19 protein-coding genes and 1 rRNA gene are annotated in these 21625 nt (G+C 44.0%); 1 reads left to right on the plus strand and 19 read right to left on the minus strand.

The genetic code is table 11. The features are described 5' to 3' along the window. From A3O17_RS00765 to pth, 13 genes are all read right to left on the minus strand, one after another. Window positions 1-345 (minus strand): 16S ribosomal RNA (locus A3O17_RS00765); the annotation flags it as partial. A gap of 362 nt (window positions 346-707) precedes the next feature. Then, a complete protein-coding gene (gene lysS, locus A3O17_RS00770; protein ID WP_064208306.1) occupies window positions 708-2198 on the minus strand; it encodes a lysine--tRNA ligase in 1491 nt (496 codons plus the stop codon). Between the two features lie 72 nt (window positions 2199-2270). Next, window positions 2271-3293: a tRNA dihydrouridine synthase DusB gene (dusB, locus tag A3O17_RS00775; protein ID WP_064208305.1), complete on the minus strand. Its 1023-nt coding sequence runs from the start codon at window positions 3291-3293 to the stop codon at window positions 2271-2273. A gap of 3 nt (window positions 3294-3296) precedes the next feature. Beyond that, on the minus strand, window positions 3297-4199 hold the full coding sequence (gene hslO / locus A3O17_RS00780; RefSeq protein ID WP_064208304.1) for an Hsp33 family molecular chaperone HslO: 903 nt from the start codon (window positions 4197-4199) through the stop codon (window positions 3297-3299). Between the two features lie 123 nt (window positions 4200-4322). After that, on the minus strand, window positions 4323-6443 hold the full coding sequence (gene ftsH / locus A3O17_RS00785; protein ID WP_064208303.1) for an ATP-dependent zinc metalloprotease FtsH: 2121 nt from the start codon (window positions 6441-6443) through the stop codon (window positions 4323-4325). Window positions 6444-6515: 72 nt separating this feature from the next. Further along, window positions 6516-7064 (minus strand): hypoxanthine phosphoribosyltransferase, encoded by a 549-nt coding sequence (gene hpt, locus A3O17_RS00790; protein WP_064208302.1) that lies wholly within the window; start codon window positions 7062-7064, stop codon window positions 6516-6518. Window positions 7065-7068: 4 nt separating this feature from the next. Continuing rightward, a complete protein-coding gene (gene tilS, locus A3O17_RS00795) occupies window positions 7069-8415 on the minus strand; it encodes a tRNA lysidine(34) synthetase TilS (RefSeq protein ID WP_064208301.1) in 1347 nt (448 codons plus the stop codon). A gap of 78 nt (window positions 8416-8493) precedes the next feature. Then, the gene (locus A3O17_RS00800; protein WP_064208300.1) at window positions 8494-8931 is read right to left on the minus strand and encodes a S1 domain-containing RNA-binding protein; all 438 of its coding nucleotides are present in this window, start codon (window positions 8929-8931) and stop codon (window positions 8494-8496) included. 89 nt (window positions 8932-9020) lie between these two features. Then, the gene (locus tag A3O17_RS00805; protein ID WP_057826924.1) at window positions 9021-9428 is read right to left on the minus strand and encodes an FtsB family cell division protein; all 408 of its coding nucleotides are present in this window, start codon (window positions 9426-9428) and stop codon (window positions 9021-9023) included. Between the two features lie 71 nt (window positions 9429-9499). Beyond that, complete coding sequence (locus A3O17_RS00810; protein WP_064208299.1) at window positions 9500-9769, minus strand: RNA-binding S4 domain-containing protein; 270 nt, start codon at window positions 9767-9769, stop codon at window positions 9500-9502. Further along, window positions 9766-11358 (minus strand): putative polysaccharide biosynthesis protein, encoded by a 1593-nt coding sequence (locus tag A3O17_RS00815; RefSeq protein WP_064208298.1) that lies wholly within the window; start codon window positions 11356-11358, stop codon window positions 9766-9768. Before A3O17_RS00815 ends, A3O17_RS00810 begins: the two co-directional genes overlap by 4 nt. Beyond that, window positions 11348-14872: a transcription-repair coupling factor gene (gene mfd, locus A3O17_RS00820; protein WP_064208297.1), complete on the minus strand. Its 3525-nt coding sequence runs from the start codon at window positions 14870-14872 to the stop codon at window positions 11348-11350. The genes A3O17_RS00815 and mfd overlap by 11 nt, the downstream gene beginning before the upstream one ends. Before the next feature lie 17 nt (window positions 14873-14889). Further along, the gene (gene pth, locus A3O17_RS00825; RefSeq protein WP_064208296.1) at window positions 14890-15447 is read right to left on the minus strand and encodes an aminoacyl-tRNA hydrolase; all 558 of its coding nucleotides are present in this window, start codon (window positions 15445-15447) and stop codon (window positions 14890-14892) included. Window positions 15448-15659: 212 nt separating this feature from the next. On the opposite strand from pth, the gene cbpA reads away from it, so the two are divergent. Beyond that, entirely contained in the window at window positions 15660-16304 is a 645-nt protein-coding gene (gene cbpA, locus A3O17_RS00830) for a cyclic di-AMP binding protein CbpA (RefSeq protein WP_057826929.1), read from the plus strand. A gap of 177 nt (window positions 16305-16481) precedes the next feature. Here cbpA and A3O17_RS00835 read toward each other — a convergent pair whose 3' ends face one another. Genes A3O17_RS00835 through A3O17_RS00860 form a run of 6 tightly spaced genes read right to left on the minus strand, consistent with a single transcriptional unit; the run spans window position 16482 to window position 21508 of the window. Further along, on the minus strand, window positions 16482-16841 hold the full coding sequence (locus A3O17_RS00835; protein ID WP_064208295.1) for a type II toxin-antitoxin system PemK/MazF family toxin: 360 nt from the start codon (window positions 16839-16841) through the stop codon (window positions 16482-16484). Next, the gene (locus A3O17_RS00840; RefSeq protein WP_064208294.1) at window positions 16825-17112 is read right to left on the minus strand and encodes a hypothetical protein; all 288 of its coding nucleotides are present in this window, start codon (window positions 17110-17112) and stop codon (window positions 16825-16827) included. Before A3O17_RS00840 ends, A3O17_RS00835 begins: the two co-directional genes overlap by 17 nt. A gap of 20 nt (window positions 17113-17132) precedes the next feature. After that, window positions 17133-18260 (minus strand): alanine racemase, encoded by a 1128-nt coding sequence (gene alr, locus A3O17_RS00845; RefSeq protein ID WP_064208293.1) that lies wholly within the window; start codon window positions 18258-18260, stop codon window positions 17133-17135. 2 nt (window positions 18261-18262) lie between these two features. Then, window positions 18263-18628, minus strand: coding sequence for a holo-ACP synthase (gene acpS / locus A3O17_RS00850; protein ID WP_064208292.1), 366 nt, complete (start codon window positions 18626-18628; stop codon window positions 18263-18265). A 2-nt stretch (window positions 18629-18630) separates the two neighbouring features. Further along, window positions 18631-20097 carry a DEAD/DEAH box helicase gene (locus A3O17_RS00855; protein ID WP_064208307.1) on the minus strand — a complete coding sequence of 489 codons (1467 nt, stop codon included), beginning with the start codon at window positions 20095-20097 and terminating at the stop codon, window positions 18631-18633. Between the two features lie 13 nt (window positions 20098-20110). Then, a complete protein-coding gene (locus tag A3O17_RS00860; RefSeq protein ID WP_064208291.1) occupies window positions 20111-21508 on the minus strand; it encodes a UDP-N-acetylmuramoyl-tripeptide--D-alanyl-D-alanine ligase in 1398 nt (465 codons plus the stop codon). Between the last annotated feature and the right edge of the window lie 117 nt (window positions 21509-21625).

Here is a 21625-nt window from a genome sequence, read left to right on the forward strand (position 1 = left end):
CAGTCCCATTGTGGCCGATCAGTCTCTCAACTCGGCTACGTATCATCACCTTGGTAGGCCGTTACCCTACCAACTAGTTAATACGCCGCGGGTCCATCCAAAAGCGATAGCAAAACCACCTTTTACATAATGACCATGCGGTCATCATGGTTATACGGTATTAGCATTTGTTTCCAAATGTTATCCCCTTCTTTTGGGCAGGTTACCCACGTGTTACTCACCCGTCCGCCACTCGAATTTCTTACGGTGAGTGCAAGCACTCGGTGTAAGAAATTCTCGTTCGACTTGCATGTATTAGGCACGCCGCCAGCGTTCGTCCTGAGCCAGGATCAAACTCTCAATTTATAAGTTTGTGACTCGTAATTACTAGCGAATTGACTTCGCAAATGTTATTGCATTCATTTTCATGAATTGCCCTGCACATTTGTGTGTCGAAACATTGTTCAGTTTTCAAAGATCTATCAAATATTTAACTCCGCATCAGCGGAACATTTATTATATTATCAAACAGGCACCAACTTGTCAATAACTTTTTTACTTAATTATTAACATCAACTGTTGTTCCTTTTGACGACTTTGTTAGTTTATCATCAAACCCCAACCACCGTCAATCCCTTTTCTTAATTTTTCGAAATTTAATATTATAATTTTTTCAAAATCAAAAAAGGAGCCCATGAACTTCATGTGCTCCTTGAAAAGTGATTTAATTATTTTTCTGGACGCCGGGTTGGGAATAATAAGACATCCCGAATTGACGGTGCATCTGTCAATAACATTACTAACCGGTCAATTCCGATTCCTAATCCACCTGTTGGCGGCATTCCGTATTCCATTGCTTCCAAGTAATCCTCATCAATGTGTTCGGCTTCATCATTTCCGTTTTCACGTTCAGCTGCTTGAGCTTCAAACCGTTCACGTTGATCGATTGGATCATTTAATTCAGTAAAGGCGTTTGCATATTCGCCACCAAGAATAAAGAGTTCAAATCGATCAGTAAACCGCGGATCCTTTTCATTCTTCTTCGCAAGTGGTGAAACTTCAACTGGATGACCATAAACAAATGTTGGGTCAACGATCTTTTCTTCACAGAATGTTTCAAAGAATTCATTAATGATGTGGCCAACTTGCCAGTATGGTTCGTAATGAACATTATGTTCATCAGCAATCTTCCGAGCTTCATCAAGTGACATTTCTTTCCAGAAGTCAACGCCGGTTTCTTCCTTAATCAAATCAACCATGTGAACCCGCTTGAACGGCTTATCAAGGTTAACTTCATTTCCTTGGTAAGTAATGATTCCATTATCCGTTACAACCTTAGCAGCCGCCTTGAAAATTCCTTCCGTTTCATCCATAACATCAGTTAAATCCCAGTATGCAGCATAGGTTTCCATAGTTGTGAATTCTGGGTTATGCCGGGTATCGATTCCTTCGTTCCGGAAGACCCGTCCAAGTTCATAAACCCGTTCCATACCACCAACGATCAACCGTTTAAGTGACAATTCCGTTGCGATCCGCAAGTACATATCAATGTCCAATGCATTGTGGTGCGTGATAAATGGCCGTGCAGCTGCTCCACCGGCAATATTGCTCAAAATTGGTGTTTCAACTTCAACGAAACCATTTTCATCCATATAGTCCCGAATAGCTTTTACGATCTTACTCCGGTTCATGAAGCGATCAAAGCTTGTTCGGTTAGTGATCAAGTCTAAGTAACGTTGACGATATACTTGTTCAATGTTTTGTAAACCGTGATACTTATCAGGTAATGGGCGTAAAGCCTTTGAAAGGAACGTCAATTTTGTAACCCGTAAAGTCAATTCACCCATATCAGTCTTGATAACTTCACCCGTTACCCCAAGGAAGTCACCTAAATCTGACCGCTTGAAAATGTGATATTGGTCTTCGCCAACAACATCTTTCCGAACGTATAATTGCATTTTGCCTGAACGGTCTTGCAAGTCAGCAAAGCCAACTTTACCCTTTCCACGTTTGGCAACCATTCGCCCTGCAATCGTTGCAGTATAACCTGCATCGTTTAATTCTTCTTTTGTCATGTCGCCATACTTTTCATGAAGATCGGCGTTCATTGAGTCCCGTTCAAACCGGTGACCAAACGGATCGATACCTTCATCGCGCAATTCTTGCATCTTTTGGCGACGAACCCGCATCTGATCATTCATTGATTGATCTTTTGCCATAATAGCCCTCTTTTCTTAATTTTTGACCTCTAGTGAGATTATATCATATCAAAAAACACTAAACATCTTTAATTAATTTCGTGAATGTGCCCGGCGCGCAGCCCGTCTTGCTGCTGCACTATCCAAATCATTCAAGAAGTTATCAAAGATATCGATCATTTCTTGTTCAGTGTCAGCATCATTCAATGCTGCTTTTGTTCGTGCAGACCGCGGAATGCCTTTCAGGTAGTATGCTGCCTGTGAACGGAATTCCCGGGGACCGATTTTTTCACCTTTCAGCTTGATCAAACGGTGAAGGTGTTCCTTGGCAACCTTGATTTTTTCTGCTGGAGTTGGCTCCGGAATTTCTTCGCCCGTTTCAAGGTAATGGGTCACCTGCTTAACGATCCATGGGTTTCCTAATGCTGCCCGGCCGATCATGACGGCATCAGCCCCAACTTCATCCAACATTTTCTTTGCGTCTTGCGGAGTACGCACATCGCCGTTTCCAACGAATGGAATCTTCGTTAAGTGATCAGCAACATCCTTTAAGATACCCCAATCAGCATGCCCTGAATAAAGTTGTTTCCGGGTCCGGCCGTGCATTGCAAGCATTGATGCTCCGGCTTCTTCAGCCGCCAATGCGTTTTCAACCGCTAAGATGTGATCATCATCCCAACCGGTCCGCATTTTAACCGTGACCGGCTTGTCAACTGCCGCCGTAACCGCCTTGACCATTTCATAGATTTTATCCGGATCAAGCAACCAGTGGGCCCCGGCATCCGTCTTCGTAACTTTAGGCACCGGGCAGCCCATGTTGATGTCAATGATATCCGTACTTGTATTTTCAGCAACGTATTGGGCTGCTTCAACCAGCGAATCCTTTGTCCCACCAAAAATTTGAACACTTACCGGGTGTTCACTTTCATCAACGAACAACATTCCCAGGGTCTTTTTGTTTCGAAAATGAATTCCCTTATCTGAAATCATTTCACAAACAACTAATCCCGCACCGAACTCTTTGCAGATCATCCGAAACGCAACGTTAGTTACCCCTGCCATTGGCGCAACAACGACCCGGTTTGGAATTGTAATATCACCAATTTTCCATTCCATTGCTTAATCCTCTTTCTTTCCGTTTTGTTTTTTGACCTTAATGATCTTCCGTAATTCGTCTTCAGTAAACTGATACTTTTTGCCGCAGAAATGGCATACGGCTTCAGCTCCATGATCTTCATCGGCCATTTCTTGAAGCTGATCAGTCGGTAAACTTGTCAACACGCCTAAGAAGCGTTCCCGCGAGCAATCGCAGTGATAACTGACCGGCATCTTATCAAGAATTTTAACGTTTTCAGCGCCGAGAATTTCATTCAAAATATCTTCCGGTTTCTTGCCATCGCGCATCATTTCAGAAACCATTGGAATTTCAGCTAACCGCTTTTCGATTTGGCTGATCGTTTCTTCCTTTGCTCCCGGCATTACCTGAATCATAAAGCCGCCCGCCGTTTCAATTGAGTTATCGCTGTTAACAAAAACTGACAAGCCAACTGAAGATGGAATCTGTTCTGACTTAGCAAGATAATACGTGAAGTCTTCGCCAAGTTCGCCGGATACTAACGGCACTTGCCCTGTAAATGGTTCTTTCAAGCCGAGATCCTTTGTAACTGCAAGAAAACCTTCTGTTCCGACGGCCCCCTTCACATCAATTTTGTGTTTATCATTTAACGGTAAATGAACATGCGGATTTTGAACGTATCCCTTCACCGTTCCGTTGGCATTGCCATCAACGACGATTCCGCCAACCGGACCGTTCCCATTGATCTTGACCGTCATTGTTTCATCGCCTTGAAGTGAAGCTGATGCGAGTAACAAAGTCCCTACCAGACTCCGTCCAAGGGCTGCCGAAGCCGCACTCCAAGTATCATGCAATTTTTGAGCTGTGCTGACCGTTTCTGTGGCGTCGACTGCATATGCTCTGATCTGACCGTCAAACGCCAAACTTTTTACTAAATAATCGCTCATAAACTATCCCTTCTTTTCTTCCAAACTAAGATTTTACCATGTTCTTTTTTAAAAATAAAAAAATATTTAATTCCGATTAACATAAAAAGTGACCATGTTAACCATAGTCACCCTTTATGCTATTTAGCCTTCGTCTTGATGTGAATCATCATGATCATGCTTTTCACTCGGATAGAATGTTTGCGTTGGTAATGATTCATCGTCTTGTTTTTCGGCCTTTTTTTCAGCTGCAACTTCTTGAGCATCGATCTTTTGGCGTTGAGCGTCTTTCCGTTCTAATGCCTTCTTAGCTTCTTCAAATGAACCTGATTTTTCACTTGGAAATTCATCTTCATTTTCAGCTGGCATCTTGCCGGTCTTGAACAAACTCAAGATTTGCTTTTCGTTAAGTGTTTCATACTTCAATAAGGCTTCAGCAATTACCCGGTGTTGTTCACGGTGTTCTTGGATAATCCGTTTAGCAGTTTCCATTCCTTCGTTTGAAAGCCGCATAACTTCTTCATCGATCAAGTTTGCCGTTTGGCCTGAGTAACTGTGTTGACCGTCAAATTCGCCCGGTTGCATGTTTGCTTGTCCTTCGTATTGAACCGGTCCAAGTTTTTCGCTCATCCCGTATTCAGTAACCATGGCCCGTGCTAATTGCGTTGCTTGTTGGAAGTCGTTTGCAGCCCCGGATGATTGTTGCCCGAAAATAATTTCTTCGGCAGCACGTCCACCCATTAAACCAGCAATTTGTTCCTTCAAGTCCTTCTTGGAGTTCAGCATTTGATCATCCCGCGGAAGCATAATCGCATATCCGCCGGCACGTCCCCGAGGTACGATCGTAACTTTATGAACGACCCGGGCATCATTCAAAACAAGGCCGACAATTGTGTGTCCTGCTTCGTGGAACGCAACGGTCCGGCGTTCTTGTTCGCTGATTACCCGATCGCGTTTCGCTGGTCCAGCAATTACGCGGTCTTCAGCTTCATCAATATCTGAAGCATCGATTTCATTTTTATCACGCCGCGCAGCCAACAATGCAGCTTCGTTCAGCAAGTTTGCTAAATCAGCCCCAACAAAGCCTGGCGTTTGTTTAGCAATCATCTTCAGGTCAACATCGTCTGCCAACGGCTTGCCCTTGGAGTGGACCTTCAAGATGGCTTCCCGACCCTTAACATCTGGCCGGCCAACCAAAATCTTCCGGTCAAAACGACCTGGACGAAGTAAGGCTGGATCCAAAACATCTGACCGGTTTGTGGCTGCCATTACGATCACGCCTTCGTCGCCTTCGAACCCGTCCATTTCAACTAACAATTGGTTCAAGGTTTGTTCACGTTCATCGTGGCCGCCGCCCATGCCGTTGCCCCGTTTGCGACCAACGGCATCGATTTCATCGATAAAGATGATCGATGGTGCATTCTTCTTGGCGTTTTCAAACAAGTCACGAACACGACTTGCCCCAACCCCGACAAACATTTCAACGAAGTCAGAACCAGAAATTGAGAAGAACGGAACGCCTGCTTCACCAGCAACCGCTTTTGCAAGCAAAGTTTTCCCAGTTCCTGGAGGACCTTCAAGCAGAACCCCTGATGGGATCTTAGCCCCTAACCGTTGGAATTTATGCGGATCACGCAAAAATTCAACAACTTCAACCAATTCCTGCTTTTCTTCTTCTTCACCGGCAACATCTGAGAAACGAATCTTGTTTTCTTTCTTGTCGATCGGCTTGGCTTTTGACTTGCCAAAGCTCATCATCCGGCCGCCGCCTTGGCCACCGCCGGCATTGCCCATCATCATGTAGAAGAAGAAAATCATGATCACGATCGGCACGATGGTCAACAATAACTGCATCCAAATGCTGCTTGATTGTTCTTCCTTCGCGCTGTTTGCAACGTGATTCTTTTGGGCGTACTTCATCACTTCATTTACGGTTCCTTCGTTCGTAACCATGTCCGTTGTGAAGTTCTTCGCGGTTGAACTACCGCCGCCCATGCCTGTTAGACTATTCTTTTTTGAGGAAGTCTTTACTGGTTTACGGTATTCCCCTGAAACTTTATAAACGTTTCCCGAAGGTTCTAACGTAAACTTCTTTACATTGTCCTTCTTTAATTCAGAAATAAATGTACTTGACTGAATTTGTTGGGTCGATGAGTCGTTACTGCCACCTGTAAAGTAGTAGACCGCTCCCATGATTCCCAGGAAGACGACAATGTAGAAAAGACTATTCCGGAATAGTCCATTCTTTTTATTGTTATTATTCATTATTTCCTCCTACGACAATAACTAAAAATTCAAAGTTATCAAGCTAATCATATCATACTTGACTTTTTTTGACTATTCTTGATTATCAGCGTAAATTTCCGGTTTCAAAACCCCAACGAATGGCAAGTTCCGGTAGTGGCCCATGTAATCAAGTCCGAAACCAACAACAAATTCGTTTGGAACTTTAAAGCCCGTATAATCCGGAACGATTCCTTCGATCCGCCGATCCGGTTTATCTAATAAAGTACAGATTTTAACTGATTTGGCGTTCCGTTTTTCAAACAGGTCAACTAAACATTTCAATGTCCGGCCAGTATCAATAATATCTTCAATGATCAGCACATTCCGGCCTTCAACCGACGTATCAAGGTCCTTAATGATCTTGACATCCCCCGATGAAACGGTTCCGTTGCCGTAACTTGAAACGTCCATAAAATCTAATTCGCAGTACGTATTGATTTCGCGAACGATATCAGAATAGAAAACGGCAGCTCCTTTTAAAATGCAGATTACAAGCGGATCTTTGCCTTCAAAATCCTTGGTGATCTGCTTTCCCATTTTTTCAGTTGCATCTTGAATTTGTTCTCGACTATAAAGAACTTTCAAAATATCATCATTCATCTTTTTACCTCTTTCTGTACTTTATCGCTACTATGTAACGAATTGTAGCATTTTCCACGGGTTGTGACAAATAGATCATTGAATTTGGCTGATCACCGAAAAGGGCATAAACTTCCTGCTTTTCATCAGCGATCACCCACAATGCTTGCCGCTCCCGTTGTGAAATTTTTTTATCAATTAAAAAACGGGTCAGTTTTTTAGTTCCTTCACGAATCCGCAACCAATCTCCCGGCAGCCGATGCCGCAAAGTTAATCCGGCTGGCAAACGGTTAAATCTTAGTTGTTCGTCTGCATCCCGCTGTTCATGGTGGTCAAGCGTCAGTTCAAAGGTTGCCGTGCTAACCAGCGTTTTACCTTGAATCAAGAATGATTGATCCGAAACCTTTTCGACTGCTTCCTCCCGGGAAGTTAAATAGAAGTGCATGTATTCCTTAACCACCGCTCGCTTCGCATCTAACTGAAAGGTTCCTTGCGGTTTTTGGCAATTTTCTAAAAAGCTGCTGACCTCGGCAAATTGCCGCTGGTGAAGCGGAACGCCATGCTGAATCAGATATTCTTTTAATACCGCCCGCCGCATTGCTGCATCAAGTTGCAACCATGCCGGCAGGCACACCTGATCATCTTCGAGCAACTGGGTTAACTGCTGCTGTAAAATTTGCTGATTAACTTTCAACGTCGAACTTAACTGCTGCGTGTAACTGCGAACATGGTCCAAAAAACGTGGATTCTCGCGTTTTAATTGCGGAATAATGTGATGCCGGATCCGGTTTCGTAAAACATCGTCATCCTGATTGGTTTCGTCTTCAAAAAAGGTTAACTGATGTTGCTGAGCATAATCATACAGTTGCTGTTTGGAATACGGTAAAAGCGGCCGAATCAATTGTCGCCCGGGTCCCATTAACCGGCAGGGAGCGATTCCCACCAACTGAGATAGTTCGCCACCGCGAAGCAGCTTCATCAAAAATGTTTCTGCCAGATCATCGGCATGGTGCGCCGTTGCCAGCGTGGAAATTTTCAACTCGGCCATCGTTTTTGAAAAGAAGGCATACCGAAAATTTCGCGCGGCTTCCTCAATTCCGTGTTGCGGATGTTGGTCAGCATCCCAAACACCAATTTTCAACGGCAAGTGATGCTGACGACAATATTCTTGAATAAACTTGGTTTCATCCTTGCTTTGCTTTCGCAACCGGTGATCAACATAGCCGACCGTGATTTGCGGCCGTAAATCAGCAGGTAAATGCTGCAATAAATCAAGTAAAACCATTGAATCGACGCCCGTTGAAACGGCTACTAAAAGCGGCTGACAGTCTAAATCAAACTTCTTCCAATTTTGAATAAATTCTAATTCCATTCGGTCACCTATTTCAGATACGAAAAGAGACTGGGACAAGCTCCAGTCTCGGATTTAATAATTTTCAACTCATTAATACTAGCTGCGCCGGCCGCCGCGACCGCCACGCTTACCATCGGTATTCCGTTTAAGGGATGTTAACCGTTCATCACTTTCCTTTAGGAACCCTGCTAAAAGGGCATCAAAATCCTTCTTTTGATGATTATTCTTGTTTCCATGGAAACGATGGTTACTTCCTTGGCGATTGCCATTGTGATGGTTATTCTTGGGTTTATCAGGCTTCGGCATGGCTTGCTTGATCGACAATGAGATCTTGCCGTCATCGCCAACTTTCAGAACCTTAACTTGAACTTCGTCGCCGACCTTTAAGACATCATGGATATCCTTGACGTACGTGTTCGAAACTTCACTGATATGAACTAACCCGGTCTGGTGATCACCAAGATCAATGAATGCTCCGAAGTTCGTGATTCCTGAAACCTTACCTGAAACTTTCGTTCCCACTTCAACTGTCATAAAAAAATTTAATCCTCCCAGAAATTGATGTTTCTTTCAGTATAACACTGTTTAAATATTTTAATAAGCGTCTAAATTCATTTATTTAACTAATTTTCAGTAACGGTTTTGGCCTTATCGCTTGGCAAACTATAAATCGTTTCGCCGTCTTTCGAGAAGAAATACTTCTTCCGAATGATTTTCGCCAAATAATCTGAATCCTTTAACTCAGCTACCCGTTGATTCAGCTTTTGATTTTGCTGTTTGGCACTCTTTAATTCCACGCGCGCTTCCCGCGTCTTTTTCCCAAGAACCGCTGCTTGAATGTTATTTTGAATAATGTTAAAGCCAAACATGATCGTGATCACCAACATCACGCCGCAAAGAATCAGCATTTTCATCCGGTGTTTCCGCGTTAATGCCAGTTGTTTTTGAGTAACTGCATTTTGAGCGGTTTGCTGATTATAGTATTCCTGATTAATGACCTTTAACTTTTTGCTTTTCTTCTTTTGCGCCATTGTACTCTCCTTATCAAACCGACTAGATCTCACTACTCAAATTATAACAAACCGCCACTTAAAAAAGTACCTTACATCCGATAATCTTCTTGATATTCTTCAGAAACGACCGTATAAAGATCCTGCGATTCGTTTTTCTTCGTTGTATCCTTGATATCATCCACTTTAACAGTTAAAGTTTTATTTCCAAAATTAATTACGATCTCATCGCCGACCGCAACTTTGGAAGATGACTTGGCAACCTTCCCGTTGACCGTTACCCGGCCTTGATCAGCAATATCCTTTGCAACTGAACGCCGCTTAATGATTCGTGATACTTTTAAAAATTTGTCTAATCTCATTTTGAATTTCCTCGTTTCGCAATTTTTTCTAAAACTAATAGTAACTTTTTGCCGCCGGGAATCATCAGCCATTCACGCGTTGTAAACATCTTTTGGCCAATCACCATTGAAAGAAAGACGGTTGCGCCAACAAGCATTCCGATCACCGTGATGATGATCGACCCTTTGCGTGAAAGGAAAATAAACATCCGCAAACCATGCACAACGATTCCAACACTCAGCCCCATCATTAAAACTGCCAGGCAAAGTTTATGCACGAATCCTTCACCGTCAAAGAATAAATTCTTAACCCCGGAAGGCAGGGCCCACAAAATAATTCCAACGGCAACCAGTAAACTAATCACCGTTGCCCAGCTTGCCCCGATGATTCCAAAGTGCCGGATCATCAGCGAATTAATGGCAGCTTTGACGACAACTGCCAGAATCAAACCGACTGCCGTGATCTTGAACTGGTCAAGACTTTGAAGAATCGAATTATAGGTACTGATCAGCGTGATCACAAAAACACTTAATACGTAAACGGCAATCGTTCGCGAAAGTGCGGGGGTGCTGAAAAGCAACGTATTGATTTCCGGCATCAGTACGATCATCCCAACCGTTGCTGCCGCTGCAATCGTTGCACTGATCCGCATCAATAGCTTGGCAATCTGGCGAAATCGTGCCAACTGGTTCTTCTGCAATGCATCCGTCAGGGTCGGCAACAACGTCGATGAAAAACTGACCGCCACGACCATTCCTAACTGAACTAACGGTTGGGCCCGGTCATAGGTTCCTTTAATGCTTTTGGCAACTGCCGGCAGCATTCCGGCTGAAACCAAACTGTTTTTAACGGTAAACGAATCAACCAGCTGCAACAGCACCATCATTGATGCAAACAAGCAAATGATCAAGCCGTCTGAAAAAATCCGTTTGGTCAAACTAAAATAGCTTTGATGGGCCGACCGCTTTGTTTGCCAAAATTTCTTGGTATAAAACGGGATAAAACTGATACTGGCCCCAATTGCCCCAAACGTTGACGCAAACATGGCCCACGTTCCCATCCGGTAAACCGTCCAGTGACGGTGAACTGCAAGCAACGCCACGAAAATAATGACGGTTACCCGAATAAACTGTTCGGTGACCTGCGAGATCGCCGTCGGAGTCATGTTAAACGTCCCTTGATAATATCCCCGGCCGACTGCCAGGATCGGCATAAAGAGGAACATCCATGAAACACTGCCAAGCAGCGGGGTAAGGTGCCGATCCCCCATCATCAATGCAATTTGGTGTCCAAAAAGCTGTAAAAAGCCAAAACAAGCGAGGCCAAAAAAGGCTAAAATCACAAAAATCTGATGTGAAACGGCTAGCTTAGCCGCTTCTTCATCTTGTTCAGCGATTATTTTTGAAATAAACACCGGAAAACCGGTCAATGCAAACGTCATTCCGATTCCATAAATGGGATATACTTGCTGGTAAACATAGAAGCCGGTATTCCCGACTAAATTTTCAAATGGAATCCGGTAACACGCACTTAAGATTTTCGCAATCAGGGCCGCCAATGATAAAATCAACGCCCCGTGCATGACATTTTTCATTCGATTATCCTTCATGAACCTTCTCCTGTGATGACAGCATTTTTGCAATTTCACTCAGCAAATTCTGCATTTCTAAAATAATTTGGGCAAGGGTCTGATCAGCCTTTTTCTTAATTGTAATCTTCATTTGCAAATTATCAACGTTCATTGACGTTGACAACTTGGTTTGCGAAACCGCTGCTAAGAATTGACTGCCAGACAGTCGCGTCGTTGCCTTCTTTGAAAAAACGATCGTGATCTCATCTTTCTTTTGAAAAATTTGATCAACTAATGCCCGATCAGCATCCATTTTTAATAATCCAATCTCCAGCAAGTTCGACACTTCATCCGGATAATCACCGAACCGGTCGATCAGGTCATCCTGAACTTCTTGGTACTGATCAAAATTCTTAAATTGACGAATCCGCTTATAAATTTCGATTTTCTGTTGTTCATCGTCAATGTAAGATTGCGGAATGTACGCTTCAACGTCCAAATTGATCGTCGCATCCGTTTTTTCTTCCGGTTTAACGCCGCGTTTCCGGGCAACAGCCTCATTCAACATTTGAGTATACAGATCATACCCAACCGAATCAATGAAACCATGCTGCTGTTTTCCTAAAAGATTGCCGGCTCCGCGAATTGCGAGGTCCCGCATCGCAATCTTAAATCCGGATCCAAGTTCCGTAAAGTCTTTGATTGCTTCCAATCGTTTTTCACTGACTTCAGTAAGCACTTTATCCGGTTTATACATAAAGTAAGCATATGCAACCCGACTTGAACGGCCGACCCGTCCGCGGAGCTGATAAAGCTGAGCCAGTCCCATCCGGTCAGCATCCTCAACAAAAAGGGTGTTGGCGTTTGGAATGTCGACCCCCGTTTCAATAATCGTTGTGGTCACCAAAACATCATAATCGCCATGAATAAAGTCCATTAAGATCTTTTCCATTTGATTTTCCGTCATTTGCCCATGAATATAGGTAATCCGTGCTTCCGGAACAAGAGCCTGCAACGCTGCCGCCTTTTTTTCAATGTCTTTGACCCGGTTATGCAGGTAAAAGACCTGGCCGCCGCGTTCCATTTCCCGCCGGATCCCGTTGGCGATCACCTGATTATCCTGTTCCATAACGTACGTTTGAATCGGATAACGGTTGACCGGAGCGGTTTCAATCACTGATAGATCACGGACCCCAAGCATCGACATGTTAAGGGTTCGCGGAATTGGCGTTGCCGTCAACGTTAAAACATCAACCGTTGATTTCAACTGTTTCAACCGTTCCTTATGCTTAACACCGAACCGCTGCTCTTCATCAATGATCAACAATCCGAGATCTTTGAACTGCACATCCTTTGATAAAAGCCGGTGCGTTCCAACCACAATGTCACACTTCCCGTCCTTCAAGTTTTCAAGGACCTGCTTGGTTTCAGCCGGGGTGTTGAACCGGGATAAAATCCCAATTTCAATCGGAAAGTTTTCAAACCGCTCAATCATCGTTTCATAGTGTTGCTGGGCCAAAACGGTTGTCGGAACCAGAAAGGCAACCTGCTTTCCCGCTTCAACGGCCTTAAATGCAGCCCGCAAAGCGACTTCCGTTTTCCCGTAACCAACGTCGCCAATCAACAACCGATCCATTGGGTGCTTATTTTCCATATCCTGCTTGATTTCTGAAGTACTCCGAAGCTGATCCGGGGTTTCAGTATACGGAAATGCATCTTCAAATTCCCGCTGATATGCATCATCTTTAGGAAAGGCAAATCCCGTCTTCATTTCACGCTCAGCATACAAATCAACCAGTTCATCCGCAATGTCTTCGATCTTACTTGCGACCCGCTTTTTGGTTTTATGCCATTCGCTTCCGCCCAGTTTATTCAAATGCGGTGTCTTTGCGTCCGATGACACATACTTCTGAACCCGGTCTAATTGATTGACCGGAACGTAAAGCTTAGCCCCTTTCTGGTATTCAAGAGTCAGGTAGTCTTGGTGTTTGCCATCGACTTCCATCGTTTTAACGCCAAGATACCGGCCAACCCCGTGATCAACGTGAACGACAAAGTCCCCTTCTTTAAGGTCGGTGTAACTTTTCAGCCGTTCAGCGTTCTCCATTGTCAGCCGTTTGGCCCGCTTCTTTGTTGCCTTCGCAAACAGTTCCGTTTCCGTTAAAACAACCAGTTTCGCGCTCGGAACTTCAAATCCGCTTTGCAAACTGCCGCGTACAATTTGAAGAATTCCGCGTTGTAAATTTTCTGGCTGGGTCATAATATTTGGAATTTCAAAATCATCAAGGGTCTGGGAAATCTTCGTCAGGCGTTCTTCATCCTGAATCATCAAAACAACAGTCTGGTTTTGCTTGTTCCATCGCCGCGCTTCCGTTTGTAATAACGGCATTTGGCTGAAGAATTGCTGAACCGTGCGCACTTTAAGATCCGTTAATGATGCAAACTTTAAGCGCCCAATTCCTTTTTTAAACAATGACATAAACAACGTCGGCATTTTTGCTTCCCGAACAAGTTTGCGAACCTTAAATCCAAGCTGTAATTGATCAAGCACTGGTTTCAGTTCTTCCTTTTCATCCAACCAAACTTGTTCGTTTTGCTCGATCTCATCTGCATGTTCCAAAATTTTGGCATAATCATCAAGCACTAAAACCCCGTCATCCAAATAATCAAGCAGGGACGTTGCTTGAGGATAGAGAATTTGGGTGAAAATGCGGTGTTCTTTTAATAACTCCTGGTCTTTCCACATTGTAATGACCGCATCAAGTTGGCGCCGCAATTCATCTGCCTGCTCTTCCTTTAAGGCTGGTTTGACCTGAGCTTCAAGTTCTTGCAGCCGCCGAATCCCATCAGTGAAAATCTGGGGATTTTGAATCATATCGGTTGCCGGCATCACGCTGATTTCATCAATATTTTCCAAACTGCGCTGATTTCCAATCTCAAAGAACCGGATCGAGTCGATTTCAGTATCAAAAAGGTCGATTCGAACAGGGAGTTCATGGTTCAGTGAATAAATATCAATAATCGACCCACGAATCGCAAAATCACCGGGACGATCGACCAACTTTTGCCGTTGATATCCCATTTGAACCAGCTGGTGGCTGACCTGTTCAAACTCCACTTCCGCCCCGACCTTAAAAGTCAATTGGTTGTGGTTCCACATTTTAACCGGTGCTAACCGGCGTCTTAGTCCGGAAGCAGAAGTCACAACAACTTTAGCCTTATGCTGGCTGAGCGCTGTCAACGCCCGCACACGCTGACTTTGAAAATCAGGTGAACTGGTTGCAATTTCGGTCGCCACTAATTCTTCGACCGGGAAAAGCCGAACCTGTTCCTCGTCCAAAACATTCGTTAAATCGGCCGCTAATTCTTGGGCATGGCTGAGCGTGTCCGTTACAACTAAGAACGGCTTTTTTAATTGCTGAAACAGGCTTTTCAAAATCAACGTTTTCGCTGATCCTAGGACCCCCGTTAACAAATGGCGTCCCGGCTGCGTTAACTGTTGCCGAACAGTTCGCAGTTCATCAGTTTGACCAATCAATTCACTTAAATCCATGCCTTCATCTCTTTCTTCTAGTTAAACTTATTCATCGTCTTCATAAAGTCACCGGTTTGAACCCAATATTCAATTGCGGCAACCGCCTTATCCCGACCTTCTTCAAAGAATGGCCGTTCCGTTGGGGTAAATCTTCCTAATACCCAATCAACGATCGTCATGATCTTCGGCCGTCCGATTCCAACCTTGACCCGTTTGAAATCTTGCGTTCCAACATGCTGGATAATGCTTTTAATTCCGTTGTGGCCGCCCGCTGATCCTTTTTGCCGCAAGCGGACCCGGCCGACTTCCATGTCAAGGTCATCTTGAACGATCACCAGGTCATCGACATCAATTTTATAAAAATCCATCAACGGCCGCACTGCTCTTCCAGAATCATTCATAAAAGTCAGCGGTTTAACCAATAAAACCTTTTCACCATCGATCATTCCCTGACCGATCATTGCTTCATCTTTTTCCTTATTAATTTCAATTTGGTTCCGCGTGGCAAGTTCATCAACCACCATAAAACCAGTATTGTGTCGGGTTCCATCATACCGTGAACCGACATTTCCAAGGCCAACGATCATTTTCATTTGAAAAACTTCTTTCTAATCAACTTTTAAAATACGCAAAAACGGCCTGCAATTCAGCAAGCCACCCATTAATCTGATTTCGCATTTAGTATATCATATTTTAGTTTCAAACGATTTTGCAATGTTTTTTTGAATTAAATATTTCTTAGAAGTTCCTTAGTATGTTATTATAATGTTTGAAACTTTTTGATGACGATCTAAGGAGCTTTATCATGATTTTAAAAGAAATTGTTAAACCGAAAAGTGAATTAACAACCATTCCCGAAACAGCAACCCTTGAAGAGGCGCTCGATATTTTGGAAGCATCCGGTTTTCGTTGTGTTCCGGTTCTTGACGAATCAGGTAAATTGTTCCGCGGAAACATCTACAAAATGCACATTTACCGCCATAAATCACGCGGCGGCGATATGCAATTGCCGGTAACCCAATTACTTAAAAATGCTACCAAGTTTATTTCGATCAATTCGGCATTTTTCAATATTTTCTTTACAATTAAGGACTTACCGTACATTACCGTTTTAGATGAAGAAAATCAATTTTATGGAATTTTAACTCACAGCAGCTTGTTGAACATGCTATCGCAATCATGGAACGTTGATACCGGAAGTTATGTCTTGACCATTCTTTCCAACGGCGATCGCGGTGACCTTGCGAAAATGTCGAAGATCATTACCCGCTATACGGTGATTGCGAGCTGTATTTCACTTGATCTGCACGAAAAAAACAACATTCAACGAATCTTATTTACCCTTCCGTCTGAAGTTTCAGAACATAAACTCAAACGGATCGTTGCCAGTTTGAAACGGAATAAATTTACCGTTACTGAAATTGAAAATTTACATGCTTCGTCAATGTAGAAAAAAGGTTGTGACCGCGGTCACAACCTTTTTTTATCCGCATAATCGGGTTCCAAAACAAACGAGCTGTGTGGTGACGCGTAGCTAATTCGAAAACCTCCGAATCTATGCTCCGCGATTCGTTCGCTTTTCTGCTTCCATCACGCTCGTTTTGAACGTTTTGTCACAACCTTTTTTTTAATCAATTTCTCCTAAGCCCACACTCACTTCAAGTGCATGGTCAACCTGATTCATTATCGAATCATCCAAATGGGTAATTTTTCGTTGTAAGCGCCGTTTATCAATCGTCCGAATCTGTTCTAACAGAATTACGGAATCCTTTCCTAATCCGTCCTTCGACTTCGCAACCGCGACGTGCGTTTGCATTTTCGGCTTCGAAATTTTCGACGTAATTGCCGCAATAATCACGGTCGGGCTGAAACGGTTCCCAATGTTATTTTGAATGATCAACACCGGACGCAATCCACCCTGTTCTGAACCGACGACCGGGGATAAATCTGCATAGTAAATATCGCCGCGTTTAATTTTTGAATTCATTTGATCCCCGATCCTTTACTAACTCTCGAATCATTGACTGACATTCCTGCTCGCACCGCTGAAATTCAGTACAAATATCCTGATTGATCGACTCCATTTCACTGTATCCCGCAATCAACTGTTCAAGTGAATTACGATGCTTTAAGATGTAAAACGCCAACTGCGGCTGGTGCTTGATGTCATCAACCGTAATCGAATAGTAATCACAATAAACCTTCAAATTTGAACATGCTAATACCTTTTGAATTGCTTCCGTTTCGCTTAACCCCATGGCTGATTCCTCCACCGCTGTTATTTTTCAACGTAAAAGCGCGGAACCCGTTGTCCGATCGAACAAAGAATTTCGTAATGAATCGTTCCGGCATAATCCGCAGCATCCTGGGCGGTCTTTTGCTTGCCGCCGTTTTCACCAATTAGCGTAACCTTCGTTCCCAATGGAACTTCATGCGGTAACCGGATCATAAATTGGTCCATGCAGATTCGGCCAACGATTTCACATTCCTGGCCGCCAACTAAGACCGTTGACCCCTGCATCCGGCGCAACCAACCGTCAGCATAGCCCATCGGAACGGTTCCGATCCATTCATCCTTAGTAGCCGTGTACGTTGTCCCGTAACTGATCGAATCTCCCGGATGAACCTGCTTAACTTCAACAATGTGACTTGTAAGTTCAAACGCTGGTTTCAACGCAACATCGTGCGGGAGTTGAACTTCCTTGCCTGATGGGTTCAATCCGTACATCCCAATTCCAAGCCGGATCATATTTCCGCCGCATTGCTTGTGCCAAATCGAAGCAGCTGAGTTCGCAACGTGAACGTAACGCGGACGTTGAGGAACAACTTCCATCAGTTCGTGGAACTTATTCAATTGCTTCTTAAAGTAAGAATCATCCGCTGAATCAGCCGTTGAAAAGTGGGTAAAGATCCCTTCAAATTCAAATTGGTCTTGATGGTGATTCATAAATTCGATTGCTGCCTTAACGGTTTCCTGATCACGGAATCCGATCCGGCCCATTCCCGTATCAAGGGCAAGGTGAACCTTTAACTTCAAATTTTGGGCTGCTAATAATGGCTGGGCCGTTTGTAAGAAGTGAAGGTCGCTGACCGCCGTTGATAAGTTGAATTTTGCCATGTACGGGGCTTCCGTTTCTGGTGAAGCACCTAAAATCAAAATCGGCTTTGTAATTCCATTTTCCCGTAACGCAACGGCTTCATCGATCACCGCCACGCAAAAGCCGTCAACTCCGGCTTCCTGTGCAGCAACCGCCACCGGAACTAATCCGTGACTGTATGCATCGGCTTTAACCACGGCAAACAATTCCTGGCCGGGTTCCATTCGTTGACGTTCAATTTTTAAATTATGCTTGATTGCCCCTAAATCAATGGTGGCACATGTTCCACGATGTTTTCCAATAATCATTTTTAGTCCTTCTTCTCCAAAATAACCTCTGTCATTACTAACTCATCCGTATGCGAAATTGAAACGAACGCCTTCAATTCATCCTGCTTAGGGTGGCGGCGCAACTCGGGTTTGCCGAGTTCATTATCGATAATTTCCAAATCCTTAAAATTGACCGCCTTCCCGATTCCAGTCCCCAGCGCCTTGCTGTATGATTCCTTTGCTGAAAATCGCCCCGCTAAAAACTCATCCTGGCGCTTTGAACTAAGTTTCTGATACACCGCCAGTTCATTGGCCGTCAAAATCTTGCGGGCAAAAGCATCTCCTTTTTGGCGAATACGATGAATCCGTTCAATTTCCGTTAAATCAATTCCTAATCCCCAAATCATTGTTATCGTTTCCGAATCTTATATTTTGGCTTGGTTGCCTGTTTTTTCTTTGGCCGTTGGTCCTTCCGCTTTCCGCGCCGATCACAATAATCCCGTTTCCGTTTTTTACCATAACGGTTATCATGCCGGTTAGTCCGTTTCCGCCGCGGCAATGGCCGTTCCGGCGTAATCTTGACCGGAACTGAAGATGCATCTTCGCGCGAAACGGTATTTAATAACGCTTCCGCAAGGTCCAACGCACTGTATTCATTCAATAATTCATTAGCTTGATCACTGTATTTATCCGTATCGGTCCGCGAAATCAAATTATCAATCTCGCGGATCGCACTTTCCATCTGACCGTTAAAGGCTTCCTTGGCTGTCGGCGGCCGCATTGGAATCATCCGTTTGCGGGTCAGTTTTTCAATCACCCGCAAATAGTCCATTTCGTTAGGGGTGACAAACGTGACCGAGATTCCTTGATGCCCGGCCCGCCCTGTTCGCCCAATGCGGTGAACATAACTTTCCGGGTCTTGCGGAATATCATAGTTATAGACATGACTGACACCTGAAATATCCAATCCGCGAGCAGCAACATCCGTGGCCACTAAAATATCAAGAGCCCCATCCCGAAACTTTTTCAAGACCGCACTTCGCTGTTGCTGCGACAAGTCACCATGAATGCCGGCCGCATTATAACCGCGGGCAACCAATCCGCGCGAAAGCTCATCGACCCGCCGTTTCGTCCGGCCAAAAACGATCGTTAATTCAGGTGCCTGAACATCCAAAATCCGCGTCATTACATCAAATTTTTCATTTTCCCGAACCTTAACAAAGAACTGATCAACCAAGTCAGCCGTTAATTGCTGGTTCTTGATCTTCACAATTTCCGGGTGATTCATGAACCGTTTGCCGACTTTCAAGATTGCTGGCGGCATGGTTGCTGAAAAAAGCAATGTCTGCCGTTTTTTTGGAATTTGCGCAATAATTTTACTGATGTCATCCAAAAATCCCATATCAAGCATTTCATCAGCTTCATCCAAAACAAGGGTTTCAACCTTGCTTAGGTTGACCGTTCCCCGTTGAAGATGGTCAAGTAACCGTCCTGGCGTTCCGACTAAAATATGGGGCGGATAATTTTTTAACTGTTTAATCTGCCGGACAATATTTGCCCCGCCGAAAACCGCCTGGACCTTTGCTAATTTTTCTTTTCCAAGTTTGAAGATTTCTTCCTGAGTTTGAATTGCGAGTTCCCGGGTCGGTGAGATTACAAGCGCTTGAACCTCACGCCGGGAATAATCAATCTTTTGCAGTAACGGTAATCCGAAAGCCGCCGTTTTCCCCGTTCCGGTTTGGGCTTGACCAATCACATCGATTCCCGAAAGAACCAGCGGAATGGTCTTGGCCTGGATCGGCGTGGGTTCTTCAAACCCGGTTCGCTTGACTGCTTCTAATAATTGATTATCTAATCCTAAATCGCTAAAATTCAATCTCAAATTCTCCTTAATCTTCATTCTCTGCCGGACTTAAGGCCGCTAAGACCTTTTCAAGATGCATTCCGTGGCTGCCTTTCAGTAAAACGACATCTTCCGGACGCAAATCATGTTGAAGGTCATCAATTAATTGTTCCTGGTTGCCAAATTCAAAATAATGAATCCGTTGAGGAGCCATCATTCCTTCAAGCTTGGTATGTAACGGCTTGATTTCGTTTCCGTAAAGGTAAACTTCATCAATTTTGGCCGGGTCAATTGCTTCTGCCAATGAGGCATGCAATTCAGGTGATTGCTCACCGAGTTCCAACATATCGCCTAAAACGACGATCCGGCGCCCGCCATCTTTAACTGGCACTTCCTTAAATGAATGCAGAACAGCCTTGACCGCTGTTGGATTTGAATTATAAACATCGCTTAAAATCCGTTCGCCAAGCGCCCCACTGACCCATTCAGTCCGATTGGCGGTTAACGCAAACGTCTTCAAAGCTTGAATTATGTTGGTAATTTCAATGTGCATTAACTTTCCAATTTCAATGGCTGCTAACGCATTTTTAACGTTATAATCTCCAATCATTGGAATCTTAAATTCATCAGGAGTTAATGTCGGAACTTTAAAGGTCGTTGCGTGATCATTTCCTTGAATATCACTTGCAGCCAAATCATCGGTTTGTTCATCTAACCCAAATGTCTTGGTTGCCTGAACAAGATCCGCCGTCCGTGCCCGCAAAAGCGGTTCGTCCCCGTTGTAAATTAAAGTTCCGTCTTCTTTTAATCCATGAGTGATTTCCATTTTGGCATCAGCAATCCGGTCACGGGTTCCAAAGAACTCAATGTGGGCTTCCCCGATCATTGTGATGACCGCAATATCAGGTTCGACCAGCCGACTAAGCTTATCCAACTGGCCAAAGCGGTCCATTCCCATTTCGACCACTAAAACTTCCGTATTCGGCTCCATTGAAAGACAGGTCATTGGAACCCCAATTTCATTATTAAAATTGGCAAAAGTTTTCGTTACGTTATATTGCGTTTGCAAAACCGCCGCGATCATGTCTTTCGTGGTTGTTTTCCCATTACTGCCGGTAACTGCAACAACTTGCGGATTAATTTTGTGCAGGTAATACTTGGCAAGCTTTTGCATTGCAGCTAACGTATCTTCAACCGGTAATGCAGGAATTGCAGTTGGAATTGCCCGGTGATCAGTTTGCCAAAGGGTTGCTGCTGCTTGAGCATCAATTGCTTTTTGAATAAATTGATGGCCATCGTTTTCGCCCTTCAATGGGACAAACAACGCCCCAGGCTTCATTTGCCGACTATCGAAGCTGACACTCGTGATCGTAATGGTGTTCCACTCTGCCGGAATATCTTCAACCTCCAATACCCGTGCAATTTCTGATAATTGCATCTTCATTGATTTTATCTTCCTTTCCTTATTCATTCCGAATCCTAATCTAAGATATTGTACCACATTCAATCATTATTTTCTTGTTAAAAAGAGACTGTGACATAATGATATGCACCCCAAATC

The organism is Ligilactobacillus aviarius, from assembly GCF_001654615.1.
Taxonomy (GTDB): Bacteria; Bacillota; Bacilli; order Lactobacillales; family Lactobacillaceae; genus Ligilactobacillus; species Ligilactobacillus aviarius_B.

What these genes read in the sequence shown, in the direction of transcription:
- ftsH (WP_064208303.1), bottom strand. Translation starts at nt 6,443, where the DNA reads ATGAATAATAACAATAAAAAGAATGGACTATTCCGGAATAGTCTTTTC.
- pth (WP_064208296.1), bottom strand. Translation starts at nt 15,447, where the DNA reads ATGAAAATGATCGTTGGCCTTGGAAATGTCGGTTCACGGTATGATGGA.
- A3O17_RS00815 (WP_064208298.1), bottom strand. Translation starts at nt 11,358, where the DNA reads ATGAAGGATAATCGAATGAAAAATGTCATGCACGGGGCGTTGATTTTA.
- acpS (WP_064208292.1), bottom strand. Translation starts at nt 18,628, where the DNA reads ATGATTTGGGGATTAGGAATTGATTTAACGGAAATTGAACGGATTCAT.
- A3O17_RS00860 (WP_064208291.1), bottom strand. Translation starts at nt 21,508, where the DNA reads ATGAAGATGCAATTATCAGAAATTGCACGGGTATTGGAGGTTGAAGAT.
- cbpA (WP_057826929.1), top strand. Translation starts at nt 15,660, where the DNA reads ATGATTTTAAAAGAAATTGTTAAACCGAAAAGTGAATTAACAACCATT.
- A3O17_RS00805 (WP_057826924.1), bottom strand. Translation starts at nt 9,428, where the DNA reads ATGGCGCAAAAGAAGAAAAGCAAAAAGTTAAAGGTCATTAATCAGGAA.
- dusB (WP_064208305.1), bottom strand. Translation starts at nt 3,293, where the DNA reads ATGGAATGGAAAATTGGTGATATTACAATTCCAAACCGGGTCGTTGTT.
- A3O17_RS00810 (WP_064208299.1), bottom strand. Translation starts at nt 9,769, where the DNA reads ATGAGATTAGACAAATTTTTAAAAGTATCACGAATCATTAAGCGGCGT.
- tilS (WP_064208301.1), bottom strand. Translation starts at nt 8,415, where the DNA reads ATGGAATTAGAATTTATTCAAAATTGGAAGAAGTTTGATTTAGACTGT.
- mfd (WP_064208297.1), bottom strand. Translation starts at nt 14,872, where the DNA reads ATGGATTTAAGTGAATTGATTGGTCAAACTGATGAACTGCGAACTGTT.
- alr (WP_064208293.1), bottom strand. Translation starts at nt 18,260, where the DNA reads ATGATTATTGGAAAACATCGTGGAACATGTGCCACCATTGATTTAGGG.
- A3O17_RS00800 (WP_064208300.1), bottom strand. Translation starts at nt 8,931, where the DNA reads ATGACAGTTGAAGTGGGAACGAAAGTTTCAGGTAAGGTTTCAGGAATC.
- hslO (WP_064208304.1), bottom strand. Translation starts at nt 4,199, where the DNA reads ATGAGCGATTATTTAGTAAAAAGTTTGGCGTTTGACGGTCAGATCAGA.
- A3O17_RS00840 (WP_064208294.1), bottom strand. Translation starts at nt 17,112, where the DNA reads ATGGGGTTAAGCGAAACGGAAGCAATTCAAAAGGTATTAGCATGTTCA.
- lysS (WP_064208306.1), bottom strand. Translation starts at nt 2,198, where the DNA reads ATGGCAAAAGATCAATCAATGAATGATCAGATGCGGGTTCGTCGCCAA.
- A3O17_RS00835 (WP_064208295.1), bottom strand. Translation starts at nt 16,841, where the DNA reads ATGAATTCAAAAATTAAACGCGGCGATATTTACTATGCAGATTTATCC.
- hpt (WP_064208302.1), bottom strand. Translation starts at nt 7,064, where the DNA reads ATGAATGATGATATTTTGAAAGTTCTTTATAGTCGAGAACAAATTCAA.